The following is a 20,070-nucleotide window of genomic DNA, read 5'->3' on the forward strand; positions in this document are numbered from 1 at the left end:
CTTTTTTTTACAAATGCCTGCAAGCAATTACAATATATTGCAATTTTCGTGCCAAACCTACACTGAGTCAAAGTAGTTACAAAAACCCTTGTTTTTACAGCAATTTAGCACTGCTCTTACTGTAATCAATGTTATATTTTTCTGAATATTGTTATAAAACCTGTTAGTGTCTAACAAGTTTTATAACAGCAACACACAAAAAAGGCTACTGGCACACAGGCAAAGCAGCCACCCGCTCGGGCGCTAACCAAACTCCTTACTCCTCCTCCATGTATGGCACAATTTTTGCATATGAAATTCAGATAACGCTGGCTGCAACGTATGAGTCAGAGTAGCGTACTTATCACATTAGCAGGAGGACAGTATGAATGTTAGCAAAACAGTAGCTATTGCCAGCAGCGAACAGCTCCAAAACATATTCCGGCAGGCTCAGCAAGAGAAAAACCCGGTCTATCTGTACCGCAAACCAGGTGATTATGGTATTAGCCTGGATCTAAGCAAATGGAATGAAGTGGAAGAGTTCGATGTTGACAACTTAATGATTATTGTACCACCGGGAATTCTCCTTAGAGAACTCAATGAACTTGTAACTGCCAAAGGGCTGCGCTTTATTCCGGCTGATTCACCCTATCTGGCTGGTCTGAGTGTCGGCGAGTGGGTCTATCGGGGCTGCCCGAATTTGTCGTCCTGGAAATATGGGGCAGGTAAACATTTTTTGCTTGGCTCCAGTTATGTATTTCCCAATGGAGAAATAACAGACGTTGGCGGCAAATGTATCAAAAACGTAAGCGGTTATGACCTGACACGCTTTTTGGCAGGCGCTTATGCCGATTTTGCCGTTGGTGTTCGCTTTGTATTGAAGCTTATGCCACAGCCGGCCTGCCGGCGGTGTTATGATGTCGCCATCAGCTCCCTGGCAGACGTGAACCGGCTTGTCAGCGCCTTGCACTCGCAGCCTGTGCCGCCGGCTTGGTTATACTGGGCCGACGCGGCAGCCGGCAGTCAGCTTTTTGCGCAGCAGCAAGCGGCGCACCGGATCATCTTTGAACTGGATGGCAATGCAGCCGAGGTCAATGACTATGCTGCAGCCGTTGACAAGCTATTAATCGCCTGTAATGCGGAAAAAGCTGCTTTGCTAACCGCGCTGCCTGATGTCTCACAGCTGGAGGAGCAGGCAGCAGGCTTCTGGCTGCTTGATGAATTTAAAGTTCCCTATCCTGCTATCAGTGAATTTGCTGAAAAGGTAACAGCAGCCTTAGCGGAATTTCATTGGAACGGCGGGCTTTTTGGCCAGCTGGCCAATGGAAAAATCCATCTGTATGTGGAAAAAACCGACTCCCGGCTAAATAGCTTTATCGCCAGACTGCAAACAGAAGCTGCCGCCCTTGGCGGAGCGGCAAGCGGTAAATATGAGCGGGTGTATGGTGATGGCGGCAGCGGCATTTTGGCTGTGATCGAAAAGAATTTTAAACAACAGCTGGATCCGGCCCAGATATTCAATCCGGCAGCAGAGGTGACAAAATGAACAAACAGGAAAGACGCCAGTTAATCGAACAGGAAATTGTGAAATGCAGCCGGTGCGGCAACTGCCGTTCCATCTGCCCGGTATTTCTTGCTGAAAATAATGAAAATACAACACCACGCAGCAAAGCGCGGCTGCTGGAAGCGGTGCTGGAAAACGACATTGAGCTGACAGCCGGGGTACAGCAACGCTTTGAAAAATGCTTGTTCTGCAAAGCCTGCCTGACGCACTGCGGGTCAGGTGTCGCCACCGACAAGGTAATCCTGGCAGCACGAACTGCGGCGGCAGAGCGTAATGGCATTTCGCCCATGAAAAAACTCGCTTTCACCGGCCTGCGCTACCGGAAACTCTTTGACCTTTGTCTGAGGGCCGGCGCGCTGTTTCAGCATGTCATCTTCAAAAAGCTGCCTGACGGCCGCGGGCGGGCTCCCCGGATTTTATTGCCTGGCGCCGGTCTGAACCAGCGGCGGATTATGCCGGATATGACGGTAAGCCCACTGCGGACACGTTTGCCGGAATTTATTCCTGCGAAAAAAGCGGACAGCCAAGGAACAGTATTGTTTTTCACCGGCTGTATGCTGAATTATTTTTATCCGCAAACCGGTGACGCGGTTGTTAACATTTTGACTGCCAATGGCTGGAATGTCGTAATTCCGGCAGAGCAATGCTGCTGCGGTACACCGGCCTTTACCTCCGGGGATGAGGCAACCGGCCGGGTGCTGGCTGAGCAAAATGTCCAGGCCATCGGTTCAAAAAAATATGACCACATTGTAACAGCCTGCGCCTCCTGCGGGGCGGCGCTGAAAGAGGAATATGCGCATATCTTAGGTGATTCGCCGCTGCTGGCTGCCTCGCAAAACGTTGCCGGCAAGGTTTTGGATATAACCCAGTTTGTGCTGCAGCATTGTGATCTGACTAAGCTGGGAAAGGTACCGCTTAAGGTAACTTATCACGATCCGTGCCATCTGGTGCGGGGGATGCAGGTGTCAGCCGAACCCCGTCAAATCCTCCAGTCAATCCCAGGACTTGAGTATGTGGAAATGAAGGATGCCAGCCGCTGCTGCGGGGCCGGCGGGAGCTTTAGTGCGGTATATTATGAACTCTCACGCCACATCAATGATAAGAAGCTGGACAATGCGGCAAACACCGGCACAGACTATTGTATAACAGGCTGTTCCTCCTGCCGTATGCATATTACGGACGGCCTGACACAGCGGCATAGTCCCATGAAGGTGCTGCATACTGCCGAGATAATCAGTATGGCCTACGAAGCTGGCGGCAAGGAGGGTGAAACATGCTAAAACCTGAAGTTCTCAACAAATTGCGGGCTGTTGTCGGCAACTCCCATGTGTTAAGCGAGCCGGAGGATATGATCGTCTATTCCAATGATGCAACCATTCTTAGCGCCAAGCCGGAAGCGGTTGTCCAGCCGGCCAATCGCGATGAAGTTGCCGCAGTGGTAAAGCTTGCCGCCCGGTATAATATTCCGGTTACCTGCCGCGGCGCGGCAACCTGCCTGTCAGGCGGAACCATTCCGCTAAAGGGCGGTATCGTCTTGGAGCTGACCCGCTTAAATCAAATCCTTAAAATTGACAAAGTAAACAAAATTGCGGTCGTACAACCTGGTGTCATTACTTTTGATTTGATTACGGCTGCCGGCAACGCCGGCCTGCTCTACCCGCCTGACCCGTCCAGTATGAAAGAGTCGACACTGGGCGGCAATGTTGCCGAATGCGCCGGCGGCCCGAAAGGGGTTAAGTATGGGATTACGCGCGATTTTGTCCTGGGTATGGAAGCCGTATTGTCTGACGGCAGCATCATTCAGACCGGCAATGCCGTCGACGGCGATATGTGCGGTCCGGACTGGACAATGTTATTGACCGGTTCGGAAGGAACCATGGCGGTAATTACCAGCATAACTTTACGGCTGGTGCCGCTGCCGGCAGTAAAGAAAACCATGATGGCCGTCTATGACCGCCTGGAGGATGCGGCGAAAACAGTCAGCGTCACAATGGCGGCAGGCATCATCCCGACCACCCTGGAGCTCATGGATAATTTAAGCATTGTGTCGGTGGAAAAATATTTGAAAATCGGCCTGCCGGTCAAAGCGGGCGGCCTGCTGTTAATTGAGGTGGATGGCGTTCTGTCAACCGTAGAGGAAAATGCCCGGCGCGTAAGCGAGATTTGTAAACAGTGCGGGGCAACTGAAGTAAAGATCGCCCAGACACCGCAGGAAGCGGAAGATCTGTGGCGGGCGCGGCGCTCCATTAATCCGGCCTTCGGTCAGGTCGCGCCCTGCAAATTTGCCGAAGACGCAACCGTTCCCCGCAGTTTGGTGCCTGTGCTTGTCGAAAAAATTATGTCCATTCAGGAAAAATACGATGTGCCTATTTTTAATATGGGTCATGCCGGGGATGGGAACATGCATCCCACCATTATGTTCGATAAACGCAACAAGGAACAGATGGCCAGAGCTGAGCAGGCTTTGGATGAAGTGCATATCGTTACCCTGGAACTTGGCGGCACGCTCAGCGGCGAGCATGGGATCGGCTGCGCGAAAGCCCCTTACCTGCGGGCCGAGACTGGCGCAACCGGGTATAAAATTGGCCGGGAGATCAAGCAGGCCGTTGATCCGCTCGGCATCCTCAATCCCGGGAAAATGTTCTTTTATGAAGGGAAACTGCATTAACCGCCAGACAAAGAGCCGTGTTGAAATGTACATTTCAACACGGCTCTTGTTTGTATCACCTTTATGCTATTCCCTAGGGTGCTGTCCCGGCAGGCTAATAAAGCCTACTTTTCCAGTGCCAGCAAAAATTCCTTCGTTGCTTCTTCACTCATTTTGTAGGTATGCTCGGCATCGTCAGGGAATTCTCCCTTTATCACGTCCTCACGGTATTGTTTAAAGGCCGCTGTCAGCACTTCACCCACATTGGCATATTTCTTAACAAATTTAGGAGTAAAATTATCGTACATTCCCACCATATCGGCATAGATTAAGAGTTGGCCGTGGGTGTAAGAACCGCCGCCAATACCGAGGATAGGAACACCGGCTCTCTCCGTAATGGCCTTGCCTACAACCGCCGGCACGCCTTCTATCAGGATACTGAAAGCGCCTGCCTGTTCCACTGCCTTGGCTTCATGGACAATTTTCATGGCAGCCGAGGCACTGCGGCCCTGGGCCTTATAGCCGCCGATTTGTCCCATAAGCTGCGGCGTCAGACCGATATGACCCATAACCAGGATACCGGCTTGCTGGATGGCTCTAATCCGGCTGGCAATTGCTTCCCCGCCGCCCTCAAGCTTGATAGCGTCAACCAGCGCCTCTTTTACCAGCCGGCCGGCATTGGCAACCGCATCTTCATCCGATTTTTGATAGGACATGTAGGGCATATCGCCAACAATAAAGGTATTGGGAGCGCCACGGCGGACTGCCTGGCAATGCCGCACCATATCGTCCATGGTGACCGGGAAAGTAGTATCATAGCCTAAGCAAACCATCCCCAGGGAGTCGCCCACCAGAATCATATCGATGCCCGCTTTTTCCACCATTTTTGCCGTAAGATAGTCATAAGCTGTTAAATAGGTGATTTTTTCACCATTCTCAATCATTTTTGCAAAATCATTAATTGTTTTCTTTGCCATAGTAATCTCCTCGCTGTTTATTTTTGACTAACTGCCCTATGTATAGTGCAATTATCATGCCAACAATAAACGGCTCCTACAATGGCTTATTCCAAGGCTTTTACACAGTTATGGCCTGAGCATTGTGTGCAATACTCCGTTTTCGTCGTTAGAAATATTCTTTTTTCTAACAATTTTATAACGCCATAGAAAAGAGATAGTCTCTTCGTGAGACTATCTCTTTTCTACGTTTGCTGTTATTTGGCTTTGGCAGCTTGGTACACATCCAAGGCTGCCTGTACAGCCTTACCGGCATAAACCTTAGCACCATGACGAATCAGAACAGCCTCTAACGCCCCTAGCACAGTAAGGATATTCTTCTGCCGGCAACTGTATCCCATACTGCCAATACGCCAGATTTTTCCCTTCAAAGGACCAAACGAGCTGGCAATCTCCAGATAAAAATCCTCAAGCAGCATTTTGCGGACAGACTCACCGTCCAGCCCGGCAGGGATAGTAATCGCAGTTACCACAGGCAGCTTGCATTCCGGATTGCCGTACAACTCCAGCCCCATGGCTGTAATTCCCTGCATCAGTGCTTTCTCATGCAGCGCATGGCGGGCAAATCGTTCTTCCAGTCCCTCTTCCAAAACAATCCGCAGACCTTCCCGCAGGGCATATATCATCGAAGTTGCTTCTGTATGGTGATTCAAGCGAGCCGGCCCCCAATAATCCATAAGCTGACTAAGATCAAAGTAATTGCTGCGAATCATGCGGCTTTGATTATTCTTAGCCTTGCCTGGCTCTACCAGTCCCTGCTCAATCTTCTTGCGCTCTAAAAGCAGCTTCTCTACCCGCGAATTAAAGGTAATGGGTGCCATTCCCGAAGGTACAGACAGACATTTTTGCGTACCGCCGATAGCGGCATCAATTTTCCATTCATCTACCTTAACAGCTGTCCCGCCCAGGGTAGCCACCGCATCGACAACAAACAGGACATCCAGCTCCCGGCAAGCTTCACCGATAGCTTTTAAGGGCTGCATACAACCTGTCGACGTTTCACCATGCACCATAGCCACAATTTTGGGCTTAACCTTCTTTATCTCTTGAATCACGGTTTCCGGTTCGAACACATTGCCCCATTCAGTCTCGATAGAAACAACCTCTGCCCCATAGCGTTCGGCAATCTCTACCAGCAGATGTCCAAAACGGCCATAAATAGGTATGAACACCTTGTCCCCCGGTTCAACAATACTGCAAAGCACAGCCTCAATCCCCGCCCGGGAAGTGCCGTCAATCGGGAAAGCCCATCTGTTCTCAGTCTGAAACACGGCGCGAATCATAGCCATAGTCTCATTCATAATCGCAGTAAAATCAGGGTCAAACTGCCCCAGAATCGGTGTACACATAGCCCTCAGTACCCTTGGTTCAACCTCAACCGGCCCTGGAGTCATCTGGGTACGTTCCGAAGTATTCAAGTCTTTATACATAGTATGTATCTCCTTTTCCCCCAAAATAAAAGAAAGTCAGAACAATTGCTGCTCCTATTATTAAACTACATAGGTAGCTTATTCGAAGACATCGCTTTATTAATTTAACACGCAAACCCTTATTTAGTCAATAAATCATTTAGTTTGTAAACACAAAAAAACAATCAAGCGCCCCAAGCTCATCCTTATCTGCCAATCCAGAAGCAAGGTCGAGTAGAAGCGCGCCTCGCGGCACGCCCCCCTCACAGAACCGGACGTGCCCTATTAAGGCATCCGGCTCTTCATAGCAGCATTTACTTACGTTTAGCCATAGATATTTACATAGATCCTCGCTTTAGCTAGCGGGAATCTATCTTTGAGTTTTGCAAATCCTTCCCAGGTCAAGCTCTTCTTTTGGCTTCTTCGATTAAGTACTTCAAACAATTTACGCCGTATATAGTATCCAAATGTATTGATAGCGCTGCTGTTGTCGGTTACTCCATAGTAGCGGAAGTGACCAACCAGCTTGATGTTTATCTGCTTAATCAATTTTCCTATCTCTGTATGCATATTTTGATAGAGCCATCCAGCGAAATGTTTTAGCTTTGCTCTCAATTTCTTCCGGCTGGTTTTCCTTTTGACGCGGAATTTTCCCTTCTTGCTCTTGCTACAGTAGTGCGTGAACCCAAGAAAGTCGAATGTCTCCGGTTTGCTGGCCCCTTGGTTATTCCGTCTTTCCTCAGCAAAGCGCCCGAATTCGATAGTCTTTGTTTTCTCCTCTGCTATTTCTAGGTTGAATTTCCTCAATCGTTCTATCAACTTACCGTAGAAATCTTCGGCATCTTCTTGGTATTGAAAGAAGCATACAAAGTCGTCACAGTACCGAATTAAATAGGCCTCGCCTCTGCATTCCCGCTTTATCTTTACCATAAACCACAGGTCGAGCACATAGTGCAGGTATATGTTCGCCAGGGTTGGGGATATGATTCCCCCTTGCGGCGTTCCGGTGTCCGCCTCTTCTAGTTTCCCCTGTTCCATGACACCTGCTTTAAGAAATCGTACTATCAGTCTCAATAGATTCGGGTCTTGGATTCGTTCTTGTAGAAACTTCACCATCCACCCGTGTTCTACGTTGTCAAAGAATCCTTTAATGTCCGCATCCACTACATAGCTGACCTTCTTGCTTTCGAGAATCTTGGTGATTTCCTTCAGCGCTTCATGGCAATTTCTCTCTGGTCTGAAACCGTAGGAGCAGTCCAGAAATTCCGGTTCGTAGATGGCTGTCAGGACTTCATTAAGTACTTTCTGCACCAGTTTGTCCTCATAGGCAGGTATCCCTAGTGGGCGTTTCTTCTTATCCGTTTTGGGGATGTAGACTCTCTTTACTGGCTGCGGCTTGTACGCTTGCCGCTTCATTCTTTCCAGGAGATTCTTGATGTTTTCCTGTAGCTTTTCACCGTATTCTTCTTTGGTTACACCATCAACGCCTACTGCCTTGTCTGCTGACAGAATACTATGGGCCGCGTTCAGGCTTTCCTCGTCAATAGCATGGATAAGGGTTTGCAACTTGACTCTCGGTCTTTGTTTGGCTAATTCAGCTATCCTTGTCAGCTTTGTTTCCAATGGGTTCTCTGCCTCCAGTGCAGCATTGTTTCTTTTTCCAAGGCCACTACTATGTTACGTCCTTCCCTCCGCTGGCATTACCCGGCTTCTTCGGTACTACGACGTAATCCGACTCCCTGTCGCTTATTTGGCTTCCTCATCTTCGACTTGTCCGCCATACTCCTTTGAGAGCGGCAGGGTCTCCCAAGTTCACACGGAGTAACAGTGTGTAGCATGCCAAGACCTACGATCCCGGGCTGCCGCGATTAGCTCGCCTGTATCGCTAACTGCGGTGTTGTCTTCTGCTCGTCCCATGCATCGACCTTGACCATTGATGATTTCGGGATTCTACATCTTCAGCTTGTGCTTTCGGCCTACTACCTTTCCTGCCTACGCTTAGACCTGGCGTTACCGCTTCAGTCCCAAGGCTGGATACTGGGTGGTTGGCTAGACCTTCCCAGACGGGATTTCCACCCGCTTTACTCCGTGCGCTTCTTGGCGCACGGGACGTTCATTTTGCTTCTCTCGTCTCATTATAAGGAAAAAGGCCACTGCCGCTAAAGCCTCTATCATGTATTGCAGCGGCGAATTTATTGCAAATAAAAAGTAAGAACGATACCTCACAATTATGAAATATCGTTCTTTCGCTTCTGCCGCTATTGCGTCATAGCGGTTGAACAGGCCATCAAATAATAGTCATTCTGATTAAATTGAAAGGTTCCCGCTTTTAGCATCGGAACTTTTTTGGTATGTGCGGCATAGGAGCGGTGATTAATCTGGTTAATGAATGTCACCATAACCGGATAACGTTCCCGCATGCTGGCCAACGAGGCGTAAAACACTTGCTCAAACAAGCCGGTTCCTCTAACCGACTTATCAATACAAATTGGCCCATACTGATAAGAGTTTTGTGTTGTCAGTATCTTATCTTCAAACATAAACTCGGGTAACCTTTTAATCATATAAGCAAAAAACGGCCAATCCGACCAAAATTCCCATGACGTAGCCATAGCAAAAGCAAGAACCTGGTCATTGTCTTTTGCAATCGTAACACCGCGTTCCTGGACAATTAATGCTTTAAGCTGTGCGTCGGTAAAATTAGTTGTCACAAAGCCATCCGGCTTGTGCTCTGCGCTGATATAGCTGATGTGGTTGGCTTTTAACAAAGAAAGGATTCCATCTAAATCCTCTAGATTTGCCTGCGAAATAATCATGAATAAACTCCCCCTCATTCGGGTTGCCATATTTTACTTTGCATGGGTTTCATAAAACTCTTGGTAGCGCTTTAACTCCCGCTTCAGTAAATTGGGCGTATCAAGTTGGTAGGGGCACTGGGACCGGCACTGACCGCATTCCACACACTGATCAATCAAGTCCATTTTTTCTTTGAAATTATCCTCTAAAAACCCCTGATACGGTGCCCGGTGCACCAGCAGTGAAATCCGGGCCTGTATTGGAATCTCTATGCCAACCGGACACGGCATGCAATACCCGCAGCCGCGGCAAAAATCCCCAGCAAGCTCGCTGCGGTCCTTGTGAATGGCCTGCCACATCGCCTCATCTAACACCGGCGGATTTTTTTCCATGGCAATAAATTGATCCAGTTCGCTCAGGCGCTGGATACCCCAAATCGGCACCACATTATCATATTGCCGCAAAAAGGCAAAGGTTGTTGCCGCATTGGTGATCAGCCCGCCGGACAACGCCTTCATAGCAATGACGCCGATGTTTCTTTCTTTGCAGGCGGCAATTAGCCTCAAGTCTTCCTCCGAAGACAAGGTATTAAGGGGAAACTGAATGGTATCATACATGCCAGAGGCAGCCGCCTCCATGGCCAGCTTATTGCTATGGTTGGTAATGCCGATAAAACGAATCAGACCTTTTTGCTTTGCCTCTGCCAAAGCAGCGTACAGCCCGTCTTCATCAGCAGCTTCCGGCAGTTCTCGGGGATTATGCAGTTGATAAATATCAATATAATCTGTCTTCAAATTGCGCAGGCTTGTTTCCAAATGCGACAGCAGCGTTTTCTTATCATGGGCGTGGCTTTTGGTTGCAATGACAATACGACTGCGCACATCGGCAAGAGCATAACCGATTTTTTCTTAACTGTCCGTATACATACGCGCCGTATCAAAAAAATTGATTCCTTCATCATAGGCTTTACGCAGAATGGTTTTAGCCTCATCAAAAGAAATGCGCTGTATCGGCAGAGCGCCAAAACCGCTTTTGCTCACCCGTAATCCTGTGCGTCCCAGTTGCATTATATCCATCTTACAACCTCCCAAATAATATCCTAAGGCTTACTAATTTCAAATGTCGCCTCAATTGCTGCCATAACGTTTCCCGGCAAAGAAGCTACACCAACCGCTGCCCGGGCATGTGCCCCAACACAATGTTATAACCGGCATAACTACCTACCGCTTTGGGAACTTCCGGAAGTTCAAGGCCTTTCTGCGCTAATATTCTTGCTACCATGTCTCTTCTCCTCTGCAATTATATTTTGCATTTTAATAAAAAGTCCTGGGACTTCAATGGCCCAGGACTTTTTCCTGCCTAAACCTGTCAGTTAAAGGCACGTGATGAGTTTACCTACTTACAGTAACCTATTCTTGCCTGGCCAACCGTTTATAAACCGCTAACCGCTCCTTAGCGTCCTGCTCCGTCTTAGCAAACAAGCTTTCCGCCTGTTCAGGGAATTGCTGTATGAGGGAGGAGAAACGCACTTCGCCCATCAGGAATTCCTTGAAGTCCATGGTCGGCTCTTTGGAGTCCAGCACAAACGGATTCTTACCGGCTGCTTTTTGCTCCGGGTTATACCGGTACAGTGACCAATAACCGCTATCTACCGCCCGTTTGGCTTCCAGCTGGCTGCAGCCCATACCCAGCTTCAGTCCGTGATTAATACAGGGAGCATAGGCAATGATGATGGAAGGTCCGGGGTAAGCCTCGGCTTCGGCAATGGCTTTCAAGGTCTGGCTTTGGTCGGCTCCCATGGCAATCTGGGCGACATAGACATACCCATAGCTCATGGCAATCAGGCCCAGATCTTTTTTCTTGGTCTTTTTGCCGCTGGCGGCAAATTTGGCAATGGCCGCTGTGGGCGTGGCTTTGGAGGATTGCCCGCCGGTATTGGAGTACACCTCGGTATCAAAGACCAGAATATTGACATCTTCCCCGGTTGCCAGCACATGATCAAGCCCGCCAAAACCGATATCATAGGCCCAGCCGTCACCGCCAAATATCCATTGTGAGCGTTTGACCAAAAAGTCGCGGTTGTCATATAGCTCGTTAAGCAAGGGGTTGTCGCCTTTATACTGTTCTAACACCGCAATCAGTCTATCTGCCCTGGCTCTGGTTCCCTGGCTGGTGTCCTTGCCGGTAAGCCATTCTGTGCAAGCTTGCGCCAGTTCGCCGCCGGCAAACTCTTTAGCGGCTTGTTCCACCGCCAGCGCCACTTGCTTACGCATTTGCTTGACGGCAATATGCATGCCCAGGCCGAATTCGGCGTTATCCTCGAACAGGGAATTTGCCCAGGCCGGGCCATGACCGCGATGGTTTGTAGTATAAGGAATAGAAGGTATACTCCCTGCCCATACTGATGAGCAGCCGGTGGCGTTGGCTACCATCATTCTGTCGCCAAACAGTTGGGTTACCAGCTTGGCATAGGAGGTTTCCATACAGCCGGCACAGGCACCTGAGAACTCCAGGAGTGGCTGTTCAAATTGACTGCCTTTAACGGTGAGTGGATTTACCGGATTTGGTTTAGGAGCAAGGGTTAACGCATAATCCCACAATGCCGCTTGTGCCAGTTGTGTTGCCAGCGGCTCCATATGCAAGGCTTTTTCCTTGGCCGGACAAACCTGGACACAATTGCCACAGCCGGTGCAGTCATAAGGGGAGACGCCCAGGCGGAAACTTAGTTCTTTGGCACCGTTGGCTGTCTTTACCTGAAATCCTGCCGGGGCTTTAGTCACTTCTTCGCTGGTTGCCAATACCGGCCTAATGGCGGCATGTGGGCAGACAAAGGAGCATTGGTTGCACTGAATGCAGTTTTCTGGTATCCATACGGGGACATCAACAGCAATGCCGCGTTTTTCATACGCAGAGGTTCCCAGCGGGTAGCTGCCGGATTCCAGGCCGGCAAAGGCACTTACCGGCAAGCTGTCTCCTTCCTGACGGTTCACAGGAACCAGTATCTTGTTGATAAATTCAGGGGCTTGCCGCTCTGCGGCCTTACCTGCCTCTGCCTTGCTCCAGGTGGCGGGAATGGTAATCCTGACAAGGGCTTCTGCCCCTTTGTCGATGGCGGCCTGATTCATCGCCACGATTTTTTCCCCTTTGCTGCCGTAGGATTTGACCACGGCGTCCTTAAGGTAGGTAATGGCATCGGTTAAGGGAATGATGTCGGCAAGTTTAAAGAAGGCGGCCTGCATAATCATGTTAATCCGCCCGCCAAGGCCAAGTTCCTGAGCAATGCCGACAGCGTCAATGGTATAAAAGTGAATGTCGTTTTTCGCCAGGTACCGCTTCATGGCTGCCGGCAGCTCTTTGTCCAGTTCTTCGGCGCTCCACCGGCAGTTTAGCAGGAAGCTGCCGCCCGGTTTGAGTCCGTCCAGCACGTTGTAGTTAGATACGTAAGACTGGTTGTGGCAGGCAATGAAATCGGCCTTAGTGATAAGATAGGGCGATTTGATGGGCTGTTTACCAAAGCGGAGATGGGAGATGGTCACACCGCCGGATTTTTTGGCATCATAGACAAAGTAGGCTTGGGCATACATATCGGTATGCTCACCGATAATCTTAATGGCACTCTTATTGGCACCAACCGTGCCGTCTGAGCCAAGGCCCCAGAATTTGCAGGCTTTGGTGCCGGGGGCGGTGGTGTCAATATCCTGGCCGTAGGGCAGCGATAAATGGGTGACATCATCAAGGATGCCGACGGTAAAGTTGTCCTTGGGTTGATCGGCTTTCAGGTTGGCAAAAACACCCTCGATATGGCTGGGGATGACATCCTTGCCGCCAACGCCACAGCGTCCGCCGAAGATTTCAGGCTGCCAGTCTTTGCCGTAGAAAGCAGTCTTCACATCCAGATACAGCGGTTCGGCCAAAGCTCCCATTTCTTTGGTCCGGTCCAGGACGGCAATCCGTTTTACGGTTTTAGGGATATATTTAAAGAAATGCTCAAGAGAGAACGGCCGGTAGAGATGCACAGTCAATAAACCGACTTTTTCACCGCCGGCGTTAAGATAGTCTACTACTTCTTCGATGGTTTCACACATCGACCCCATGGCGATAATCAGTCTGTCGGCATCCGGCGCGCCATGGTAATTGAACAGATGGTATTCCCGTCCGGTCAGGCGGGTAATTTCGGCCATGTAACCTTCCACAATGTCCGGCAGGGCCTGGTAATAGCGGTTGGAGACTTCACGCTGCTGGAAATGGACATCAGAATTTTGCACCGTACCGCGCAGGCTGGGATGGTCAGGATGTAATGCACCCCGCCGAAACTTAGCCACCGCCTCTTTGTCCAATAAACCGGCCAGTTCATCATACTCCAGCACTTCAATCTTTTGCACTTCATGCGAGGTTCTGAAACCGTCAAAGAAGTTCAAAAAAGGCACACTTCCCTTGATGGCTGCCAAATGCGCGACAGCAGCCAAATCCATGACCTGCTGAACACTGCTTTCAGCCAATAAGGCAAAGCCGGTCTGACGGGCGGCCATAACGTCGGAGTGGTCGCCAAATATGCTGATGGCGTTGGCCCCCACTACCCGTGCACTTACATGGAAGACGCCAGGCAATAACTCGCCGGCAATTTTGTACATATTGGGGATCATTAATAACAAGCCTTGGGAAGCAGTATAGGTGGTAGTCAGCGCACCTGCCTGCAGCGAACCGTGAACAGCACCGGCGGCACCGCCTTCTGACTGCATTTCTACAACTTCTACTGTCTGCCCGAAGATATTTTTCTTGCCTTGTGCCGCCCACTCGTCGACACTTTCCGCCATATTGGATGACGGGGTAATGGGGAAGATGGCTGCTACATCGGTAAAGGCGTAGGATATATAGGCTGCCGCTGTGTTGCCGTCCATGGTTTTTGTTTTTCTTGGCATTAATAAATCTCCTCCATTCTTATAGAACTAACTGTATTTTCTGGATTATAGCTGTCAGACCTTCGACAAAGCCTGGAGGATATCCTGTTTTAAGTCTTCAACATTTTCTATTCCCACTGAAAACCGTACTAAATTATCACTGACCCCCAGCTTCATTCGTTCTTTCACTGAGTAAAATTTAATCAAGTTTTATATTTTGAAGATTTCTAAGTAAAAAACAAAAAGTTTTTTTATCATAAAAATAAAAGAAGCCCACCTGTGGCTTCTTTATTAAAAGATATAAGCTTTGCAAAAACACCAGCATGGCACTTAGATACGAATCATGCCAATAGTATTCCCCAATCTTCGCTTTATCTGATTTGGAATACTGTCCGGGGACAGTTGCCGGTAAGTACTTCTTTTATGCTGTAACGCGGACTTGCAATCATAACCGTTGTTCCCTGACGAACAGGCTCTTTGATAAATTCCAACTTTGCTTTAGCCCCGCCAGCCCCGGAGCGGCTCGCTCCTATACAATGGCTTTGTAATTCGTCAATCGCAGCAATCAGTTCTTCCTCGTCTTTTCCCTCCACCCGCTCAACCAATGTTGCTGGATTGTTGGGATCTAAATAAATGCCGTCGGCAGAAGTGAATATCAGTAAATATCTGGCATGTACCAATGTCGAAATGACTGAAGCTGTTTCGTCGTTATCAATACATTCTACAACCCGTTCATGTCCACTGAAGCGCAGTTGCTCAAGCTCCCAGCAGCGGTTTGCCTCAAAGCTGACCGCATCGTTATAATTGACGATAGGAATTGCCTTTTGCTCAACACAACGCATTAAAGCCTCATAGATATTTTTTCGTTTCTCTGCATCATTGAAATGCGTATGTTCAACTAAAAACTGCCGCACGGAATAAGCTTTGGGTATGTACCGCCGATATTCCTCCATTAAAATGGCTTGCCCTTGGGCAGAGTAATCGGTCATTATGTTATCTTTGGGGCCTTCCAGTTCCCGGCCCGTACGCTTGATATAATCCAAACGCCCAATTTCTACCGCACCGGAACTAACCCAAATCATCCCCGGCTGCAGTTCCCGGCCAATACGACTAAATACATTGTAGTCAATATCGTGTTCCGCCTTCCGGATTAAGGCCATTGAACCAATTTTTCCTACCAATTCAATATCAAAAGATTTCATATTCTGTACGCTCCTACAGCAAAAGCTTTGTGTTTTTCTTGACCTTATTGTAGAATAAATTTATCATAAAGTAAAACTAAATTTTATATTAATCGTATTTAGTATTACTTAAAAGGAGCGACTTATGGAGAGTGCAAGATGTAAGGCATTTTTAGCCGCTGTTGAGGCTGGGAGTTTTTCCAAGGCGGCAGAAGTTTTAAATTATACGCCCTCCGGGGTGAGCCAACTTGTCAGTGCTCTTGAAAACGAACTTGGCTTCTCGCTGTTGCGCCGAAACAAAAAAGGGGTAATACCAACTGAGAATGGAGAAAAAATGCTGCCTGCTGTGCGGGAATTTCTTTTGCAGGAAAATCGCATTTACCAACTTGCAGCTGAGATGAATGGCCGTCTAATAGGCAGTATTACAATCGCTGCCTATTCCAGTATTGCAACACACTGGCTGCCAAGTGTTATTCGGGCTTTTCAAGAGGATTATCCACAAATTCAAATCAAACTAATGGAAGGGATACGGCAGAAAGTAACTAAATGGCTGGATGAAAAAATCGCAGATGTGGCTTTTTTGAGCTACAAAGACCCGATGCCTTACGACTGGATACCGCTTGCTGAAGATCAAATGCTGGCCATATTGCCGAAAACACATCCACTTGCTAAAGAAGCGTCGTACCCGCTTCAAAATTGTGAATATGAGCGTTTTATCATGCCTGCGCTTGGACGCGATGTTGATGTAGTCGCACTGTTTCAGGAAAACAATTTAAACCCAAATATCCAATTTTCTACATTGGAAAACTTTGCTGCTATGGCTATGATTGAACAAGGATTAGGAATGAGTATTATGAATGAGCTGATCACTCGCAAATGGCAATGTGATGTGGTGAAACTTCCGCTTTCCCCTCCACAGCAGATCACCTTGGGTATCGCACTTCCATCATTGGACAATGCATCTCCGACGGTTAAACGCTTTGTCAAATATGCTGTAGATCGATTAACTTGTTAAAAAATGCATACAAGAAGCAGAAGGACGCTCATTTTGCTTCGCAATGGCATCATAAATCTAAAGCCAAATAGGGAACGTCCCCATTGTCCGGCCTTGTCTGAGCGTTTTATCATGCCTGCGCTTGGACGCGATGTTGATGTAGTCGCACTGTTTCAGGAAAACAATTTAAACCCAAATATCCAATTTTCTACATTGGAAAACTTTGCTGCTATGGCTATGATTGAACAAGGATTAGGAATGAGTATTATGAATGAGCTGATCACTCGCAAATGGCAATGTGATGTGGTGAAACTTCCGCTTTCCCCTCCACAGCAGATCACCTTGGGTATCGCACTTCCATCATTGGACAATGCATCTCCGACGGTTAAACGCTTTGTCAAATATGCTGTAGATCGATTAACTTGTTAAAAAATGCATACAAGAAGCAGAAGGACGCTCATTTTGCTTCGCAATGGCATCATAAATCTAAAGCCAAATAGGGAACGTCCCCATTGTCCGGCCTTGTCCCTGTCCATACATCCCCACTATCCGGCCATTTGTCTCTCTATCTGACTTAACAATATTGTCCTTCTGAGCATAATTTTATGAAATCTTTCATTTGTTCAGTGAGATATTTGTTTTTGTGAAAAACAATTTTGAATTTACGCTCAAAGCGAATACCTTTTATTTCTTTCATGCACAGCATGCCTGACCTGACTTCATTTGTTACTGCGCGTTTTGAGATGATTGATATACCCAGCCCCTCAGCCACAGCCATTTTGATGGTATCGGCATTATTACATGTCCATGATGCTCTCCATGAAAGATTATGTACTGCCAGGACATCTTCTGCTGTTTTACGGGTTCCACTGCCTTTTTCGCGTATGATAAAATCTTCCTTTTCAAGTTCATGCGCTTCTATCACAGCAAGATCTGCAAAACGATGTTTACTACTGCAAATGAGGATCAGTTCGTCTTCCATGAACGGCACACTGATAATATCCGGCGAGACGGTTTCCCCTTCTACAAGGGCAACATCTGTTTGATCATGCAGGATTCGACTTTCAATCTGTTCTGTATTGCTTTCAAAAACTTCAATCTTTGTTTTCGGATTAGACTTTTTGTAATCTGACACTAATTTCGGCAGCACATTGGCACCGATTGTAACGCTTGCCCCAAGGCGAATAGAACCGCTTTCCTGCAGTGTCTTCATAGCCTTTTCAATGTCCTCGTTCATTCCAATCATATGCCGAGCGTAACTGAGTAATCTTTCACCCGCGTGGGTCAGGTAAAGCTTTCTTGAAAGCCGTTCAAAGAGTCTATTATCATAGTGTTTTTCAAGCTCTGCAATGGCTTGGCTGATAGCAGATTGCGACATAAAAAGAGCTTCTGCTGCCGCTGTCATATTCATATTGTCACAAACAGATACGAAGATTTTAAAGTGACGCAATGTCATCTCTTAGCCCCCTATACATTAGAATATACTTATCAATATAATAAGATAATAATATTGTACTTATTAATTGTCAAGGCGTATGATAAGGGGCACGGAGGTGATTGTTTTTGCAATCAATATTAAATAAGCTCTTGGGTATTGGTCTTACAATTATTATAGCAATTCCGGCATGGTTCATAGGTGAGGCTTTTCCCATCATCGGTGGTCCTGTATTGGGTATTTTATTTGGCATGGTACTGGCCTTTGGGAAAAGGTCAGTCGTTTTTGATGAGGGGATCAAATATACCGCAAAAAAACTGCTGCAATACTCCATTATTCTTCTTGGTTTTGATATGAACCTGTACAATATTTTTAAAGTAGGAGGTCAGACGCTTGCTTTAATGGTGTTTACGCTGACAATTACATTTGGAACTGCTTTTGTTGCAGGAAAACTTCTGAAAATTGACCCCAAAACGAATATACTGATTGGAGTTGGTACCGCGATTTGCGGCGGTTCCGCAATTGCGGCAACAGCACCGGTGATTCGTGCCGACGCCGAGGAAGTTGCGCGCTCTATATCAACCATTTTTTTGTTCAATGTAATTGCAGCATTTCTATTTCCGTTGCTTGGGCATATTCTCGGCATGAGTGATCATACCTTCGGTTTATGGGCAGGCACTGCAATCAATGATACATCCTCCGTGGTTGCAGCCGGGTATGCCTTCAGCAATGAGGCCGGTAGCCTTGCCGTCATTGTGAAATTAACACGAACTCTGATGATTGTACCCATTACGCTGGTACTGGCTATTTATACGTCTCGAAACTCGCCAAAGCATCATGGAAACGACAAAAGCAATGAAAGCTATATTATGGGAAAAATATTTCCGTGGTTTGTGATCGGCTTCGTAGCTGCCTCTATCGTTAACACTTTTATCCCGATGCCACAGGGAATGGGGGCTTCCATTGCGCAGCTTGGAAAGTTTATTATTATCATGGCGATGGCTGCTATCGGGCTTAATATAAATGTAATAAAATTAGTAAAAAGCGGTACAAAGCCGATTTTGTTAGGATCAATTTGCTGGCTTGCATTATCGCTGGCTTCATTCAGTTTAATTTAATAAATTGTTATCCAGTGAAGCCAAATTGTCCGGTGGCAACTAAACAGGCTAATGCTAACCCATATTGGTTCAGCACTAGCCTGTTATTTTTATCTGGGAAAAATGTAATCTATTTTAGCGATACGAAAAAGGCACATTAGAATAGGCACCACAATTATTGGCACTAAGATAAGCTGCCATGCTGAAATATCGTCAACTTGGGGAACAAAAATGTGATACTCGCCTATAATCCAATACACAAAAGTCAAAAATGCAATACCGAGCAACCGGTAGTGCAAAGGCAGCTTTAAACCTATTACTAATACAATAATTACGCTGGTGATAAAAAGATAGAGGTAAAAAAATCCCTGGTGAAACTTCTCAGGATCCCCTGCCAAGGGAACCTGAAATTTAAATAGTTCTCCCCCTTGGTTTACCAAGAAAACGATTATATTATGGATAGAAGCATAGGTTAGATAAATAACGGTGAGTCTAAAAATTGAACAGTTCCTTTTTTCCTGCAGTTCTGACCAAATCTTCCTGCTTATTCCATAGAGAATAATAAGTCCGATGCCGGTATAACCTGATTTCCACCAAAAGTGCTGATAAATGCCGAGGGTTGCGAAGAACCAGTCGATACCGGTGAAGATAACGGCAATAGGCACTATATATCCCCAGGAAAGTGAAAACGCATTTATGGCTACCGCAGAAGCCGGCACAATGAGCGAGTTAGATATGTATGAGCCCAAATAGTTATCCAGTCTCAGGTCAGCCAGAATACCAGGAAAGTAGCGATATGCATCTGTTAGGATCAATACTACGATCTCGAACGGGTGAATTATGCCAGTAATTGTTAGCTGCAATACCAGCAGCTTCCAATCTTTTCTATATAATAATGAAGCAGCCAGCAAGATCAGCGCAATAACAACTAATCCATAGTACCAATAGGCAGAGGGCATAACTTTCTCCTATCTCCAAGAAAATATTCAGATTAGTTTTCCCGGATTATTATAAATCAGTCATAACAAAAAGATACCCCAAGTTCGCATTGGAC

The 20,070-nt window shown here is 47.3% G+C and carries 16 protein-coding genes and 1 pseudogene; 6 read left to right on the top strand and 11 right to left on the bottom strand.

Annotated elements, in window-relative coordinates; genetic code table 11:
• Nucleotides 1–364 precede the first annotated feature (364 nt).
• Genes SPSPH_RS17140 through SPSPH_RS17150 form a run of 3 tightly spaced genes read left to right on the top strand, consistent with a single transcriptional unit; the run spans nt 365 to nt 4,211 of the window.
• Nucleotides 365–1,525, top strand: a complete 1,161-nt coding sequence (locus SPSPH_RS17140) for an FAD-binding oxidoreductase (protein WP_075757035.1) — start codon at nt 365–367, stop codon at nt 1,523–1,525.
• The gene (locus SPSPH_RS17145; protein ID WP_075757034.1) at nt 1,522–2,823 is read left to right on the top strand and encodes a (Fe-S)-binding protein; all 1,302 of its coding nucleotides are present in this window, start codon (nt 1,522–1,524) and stop codon (nt 2,821–2,823) included. Before SPSPH_RS17140 ends, SPSPH_RS17145 begins: the two co-directional genes overlap by 4 nt.
• Entirely contained in the window at nt 2,817–4,211 is a 1,395-nt protein-coding gene (locus tag SPSPH_RS17150) for an FAD-binding oxidoreductase (RefSeq protein WP_075757033.1), read from the top strand. The genes SPSPH_RS17145 and SPSPH_RS17150 overlap by 7 nt, the downstream gene beginning before the upstream one ends.
• A gap of 104 nt (nt 4,212–4,315) precedes the next feature.
• Here the strand turns inward: SPSPH_RS17150 and panB are convergent, their stop codons facing one another.
• The 9 genes and pseudogenes from panB to SPSPH_RS17195 all read right to left on the bottom strand — a co-directional run bounded on the left by panB (nt 4,316) and on the right by SPSPH_RS17195 (nt 15,511).
• Nucleotides 4,316–5,167, bottom strand: a complete 852-nt coding sequence (gene panB / locus SPSPH_RS17155; protein ID WP_075757032.1) for a 3-methyl-2-oxobutanoate hydroxymethyltransferase — start codon at nt 5,165–5,167, stop codon at nt 4,316–4,318.
• 236 nt (nt 5,168–5,403) lie between these two features.
• Entirely contained in the window at nt 5,404–6,636 is a 1,233-nt protein-coding gene (locus SPSPH_RS17160; protein WP_075757031.1) for a pyridoxal-phosphate-dependent aminotransferase family protein, read from the bottom strand.
• Nucleotides 6,637–6,939: 303 nt separating this feature from the next.
• On the bottom strand, nt 6,940–8,238 hold the full coding sequence (ltrA, locus tag SPSPH_RS17165; RefSeq protein ID WP_075753482.1) for a group II intron reverse transcriptase/maturase: 1,299 nt from the start codon (nt 8,236–8,238) through the stop codon (nt 6,940–6,942).
• Nucleotides 8,239–8,873: 635 nt separating this feature from the next.
• On the bottom strand, nt 8,874–9,431 hold the full coding sequence (locus SPSPH_RS17170) for a GNAT family acetyltransferase (protein WP_075757030.1): 558 nt from the start codon (nt 9,429–9,431) through the stop codon (nt 8,874–8,876).
• Nucleotides 9,432–9,464: 33 nt separating this feature from the next.
• A complete protein-coding gene (locus tag SPSPH_RS17175; protein WP_338738117.1) occupies nt 9,465–9,803 on the bottom strand; it encodes a 4Fe-4S dicluster domain-containing protein in 339 nt (112 codons plus the stop codon).
• A 96-nt stretch (nt 9,804–9,899) separates the two neighbouring features.
• A pseudogene (locus SPSPH_RS17180) lies at nt 9,900–10,487 on the bottom strand (aldo/keto reductase); the annotation flags it as partial.
• Between the two features lie 333 nt (nt 10,488–10,820).
• Nucleotides 10,821–14,330, bottom strand: coding sequence for a pyruvate:ferredoxin (flavodoxin) oxidoreductase (gene nifJ, locus SPSPH_RS17185; protein ID WP_075757029.1), 3,510 nt, complete (start codon nt 14,328–14,330; stop codon nt 10,821–10,823).
• 54 nt (nt 14,331–14,384) lie between these two features.
• A complete protein-coding gene (locus SPSPH_RS17190; protein ID WP_075757028.1) occupies nt 14,385–14,486 on the bottom strand; it encodes a PLP-dependent transferase in 102 nt (33 codons plus the stop codon).
• A gap of 194 nt (nt 14,487–14,680) precedes the next feature.
• On the bottom strand, nt 14,681–15,511 hold the full coding sequence (locus tag SPSPH_RS17195) for a uridylate kinase (RefSeq protein ID WP_075757027.1): 831 nt from the start codon (nt 15,509–15,511) through the stop codon (nt 14,681–14,683).
• A 124-nt stretch (nt 15,512–15,635) separates the two neighbouring features.
• Between SPSPH_RS17195 and SPSPH_RS17200 the strand changes: the two genes are divergently transcribed.
• Both SPSPH_RS17200 and SPSPH_RS17205 read left to right on the top strand, forming a co-directional pair.
• A complete protein-coding gene (locus SPSPH_RS17200) occupies nt 15,636–16,505 on the top strand; it encodes a LysR family transcriptional regulator (protein WP_075757026.1) in 870 nt (289 codons plus the stop codon).
• 33 nt (nt 16,506–16,538) lie between these two features.
• Nucleotides 16,539–16,913, top strand: coding sequence for a LysR family transcriptional regulator substrate-binding protein (locus SPSPH_RS17205; protein ID WP_338736000.1), 375 nt, complete (start codon nt 16,539–16,541; stop codon nt 16,911–16,913).
• A gap of 145 nt (nt 16,914–17,058) precedes the next feature.
• Here the strand turns inward: SPSPH_RS17205 and SPSPH_RS17210 are convergent, their stop codons facing one another.
• A complete protein-coding gene (locus SPSPH_RS17210; RefSeq protein WP_075757025.1) occupies nt 17,059–17,940 on the bottom strand; it encodes a LysR family transcriptional regulator in 882 nt (293 codons plus the stop codon).
• Nucleotides 17,941–18,047: 107 nt separating this feature from the next.
• Here SPSPH_RS17210 and SPSPH_RS17215 point away from each other — a divergent pair, with 107 nt between their 5' ends.
• Nucleotides 18,048–19,037, top strand: a complete 990-nt coding sequence (locus SPSPH_RS17215) for a YeiH family protein (protein WP_075757024.1) — start codon at nt 18,048–18,050, stop codon at nt 19,035–19,037.
• Between the two features lie 89 nt (nt 19,038–19,126).
• Here SPSPH_RS17215 and SPSPH_RS17220 read toward each other — a convergent pair whose 3' ends face one another.
• Nucleotides 19,127–19,975, bottom strand: coding sequence for a hypothetical protein (locus SPSPH_RS17220; RefSeq protein WP_075757023.1), 849 nt, complete (start codon nt 19,973–19,975; stop codon nt 19,127–19,129).
• Between the last annotated feature and the right edge of the window lie 95 nt (nt 19,976–20,070).

The organism is Sporomusa sphaeroides DSM 2875 (assembly GCF_001941975.2).
Classification (GTDB): Bacteria; Bacillota; Negativicutes; order Sporomusales; family Sporomusaceae; genus Sporomusa; species Sporomusa sphaeroides.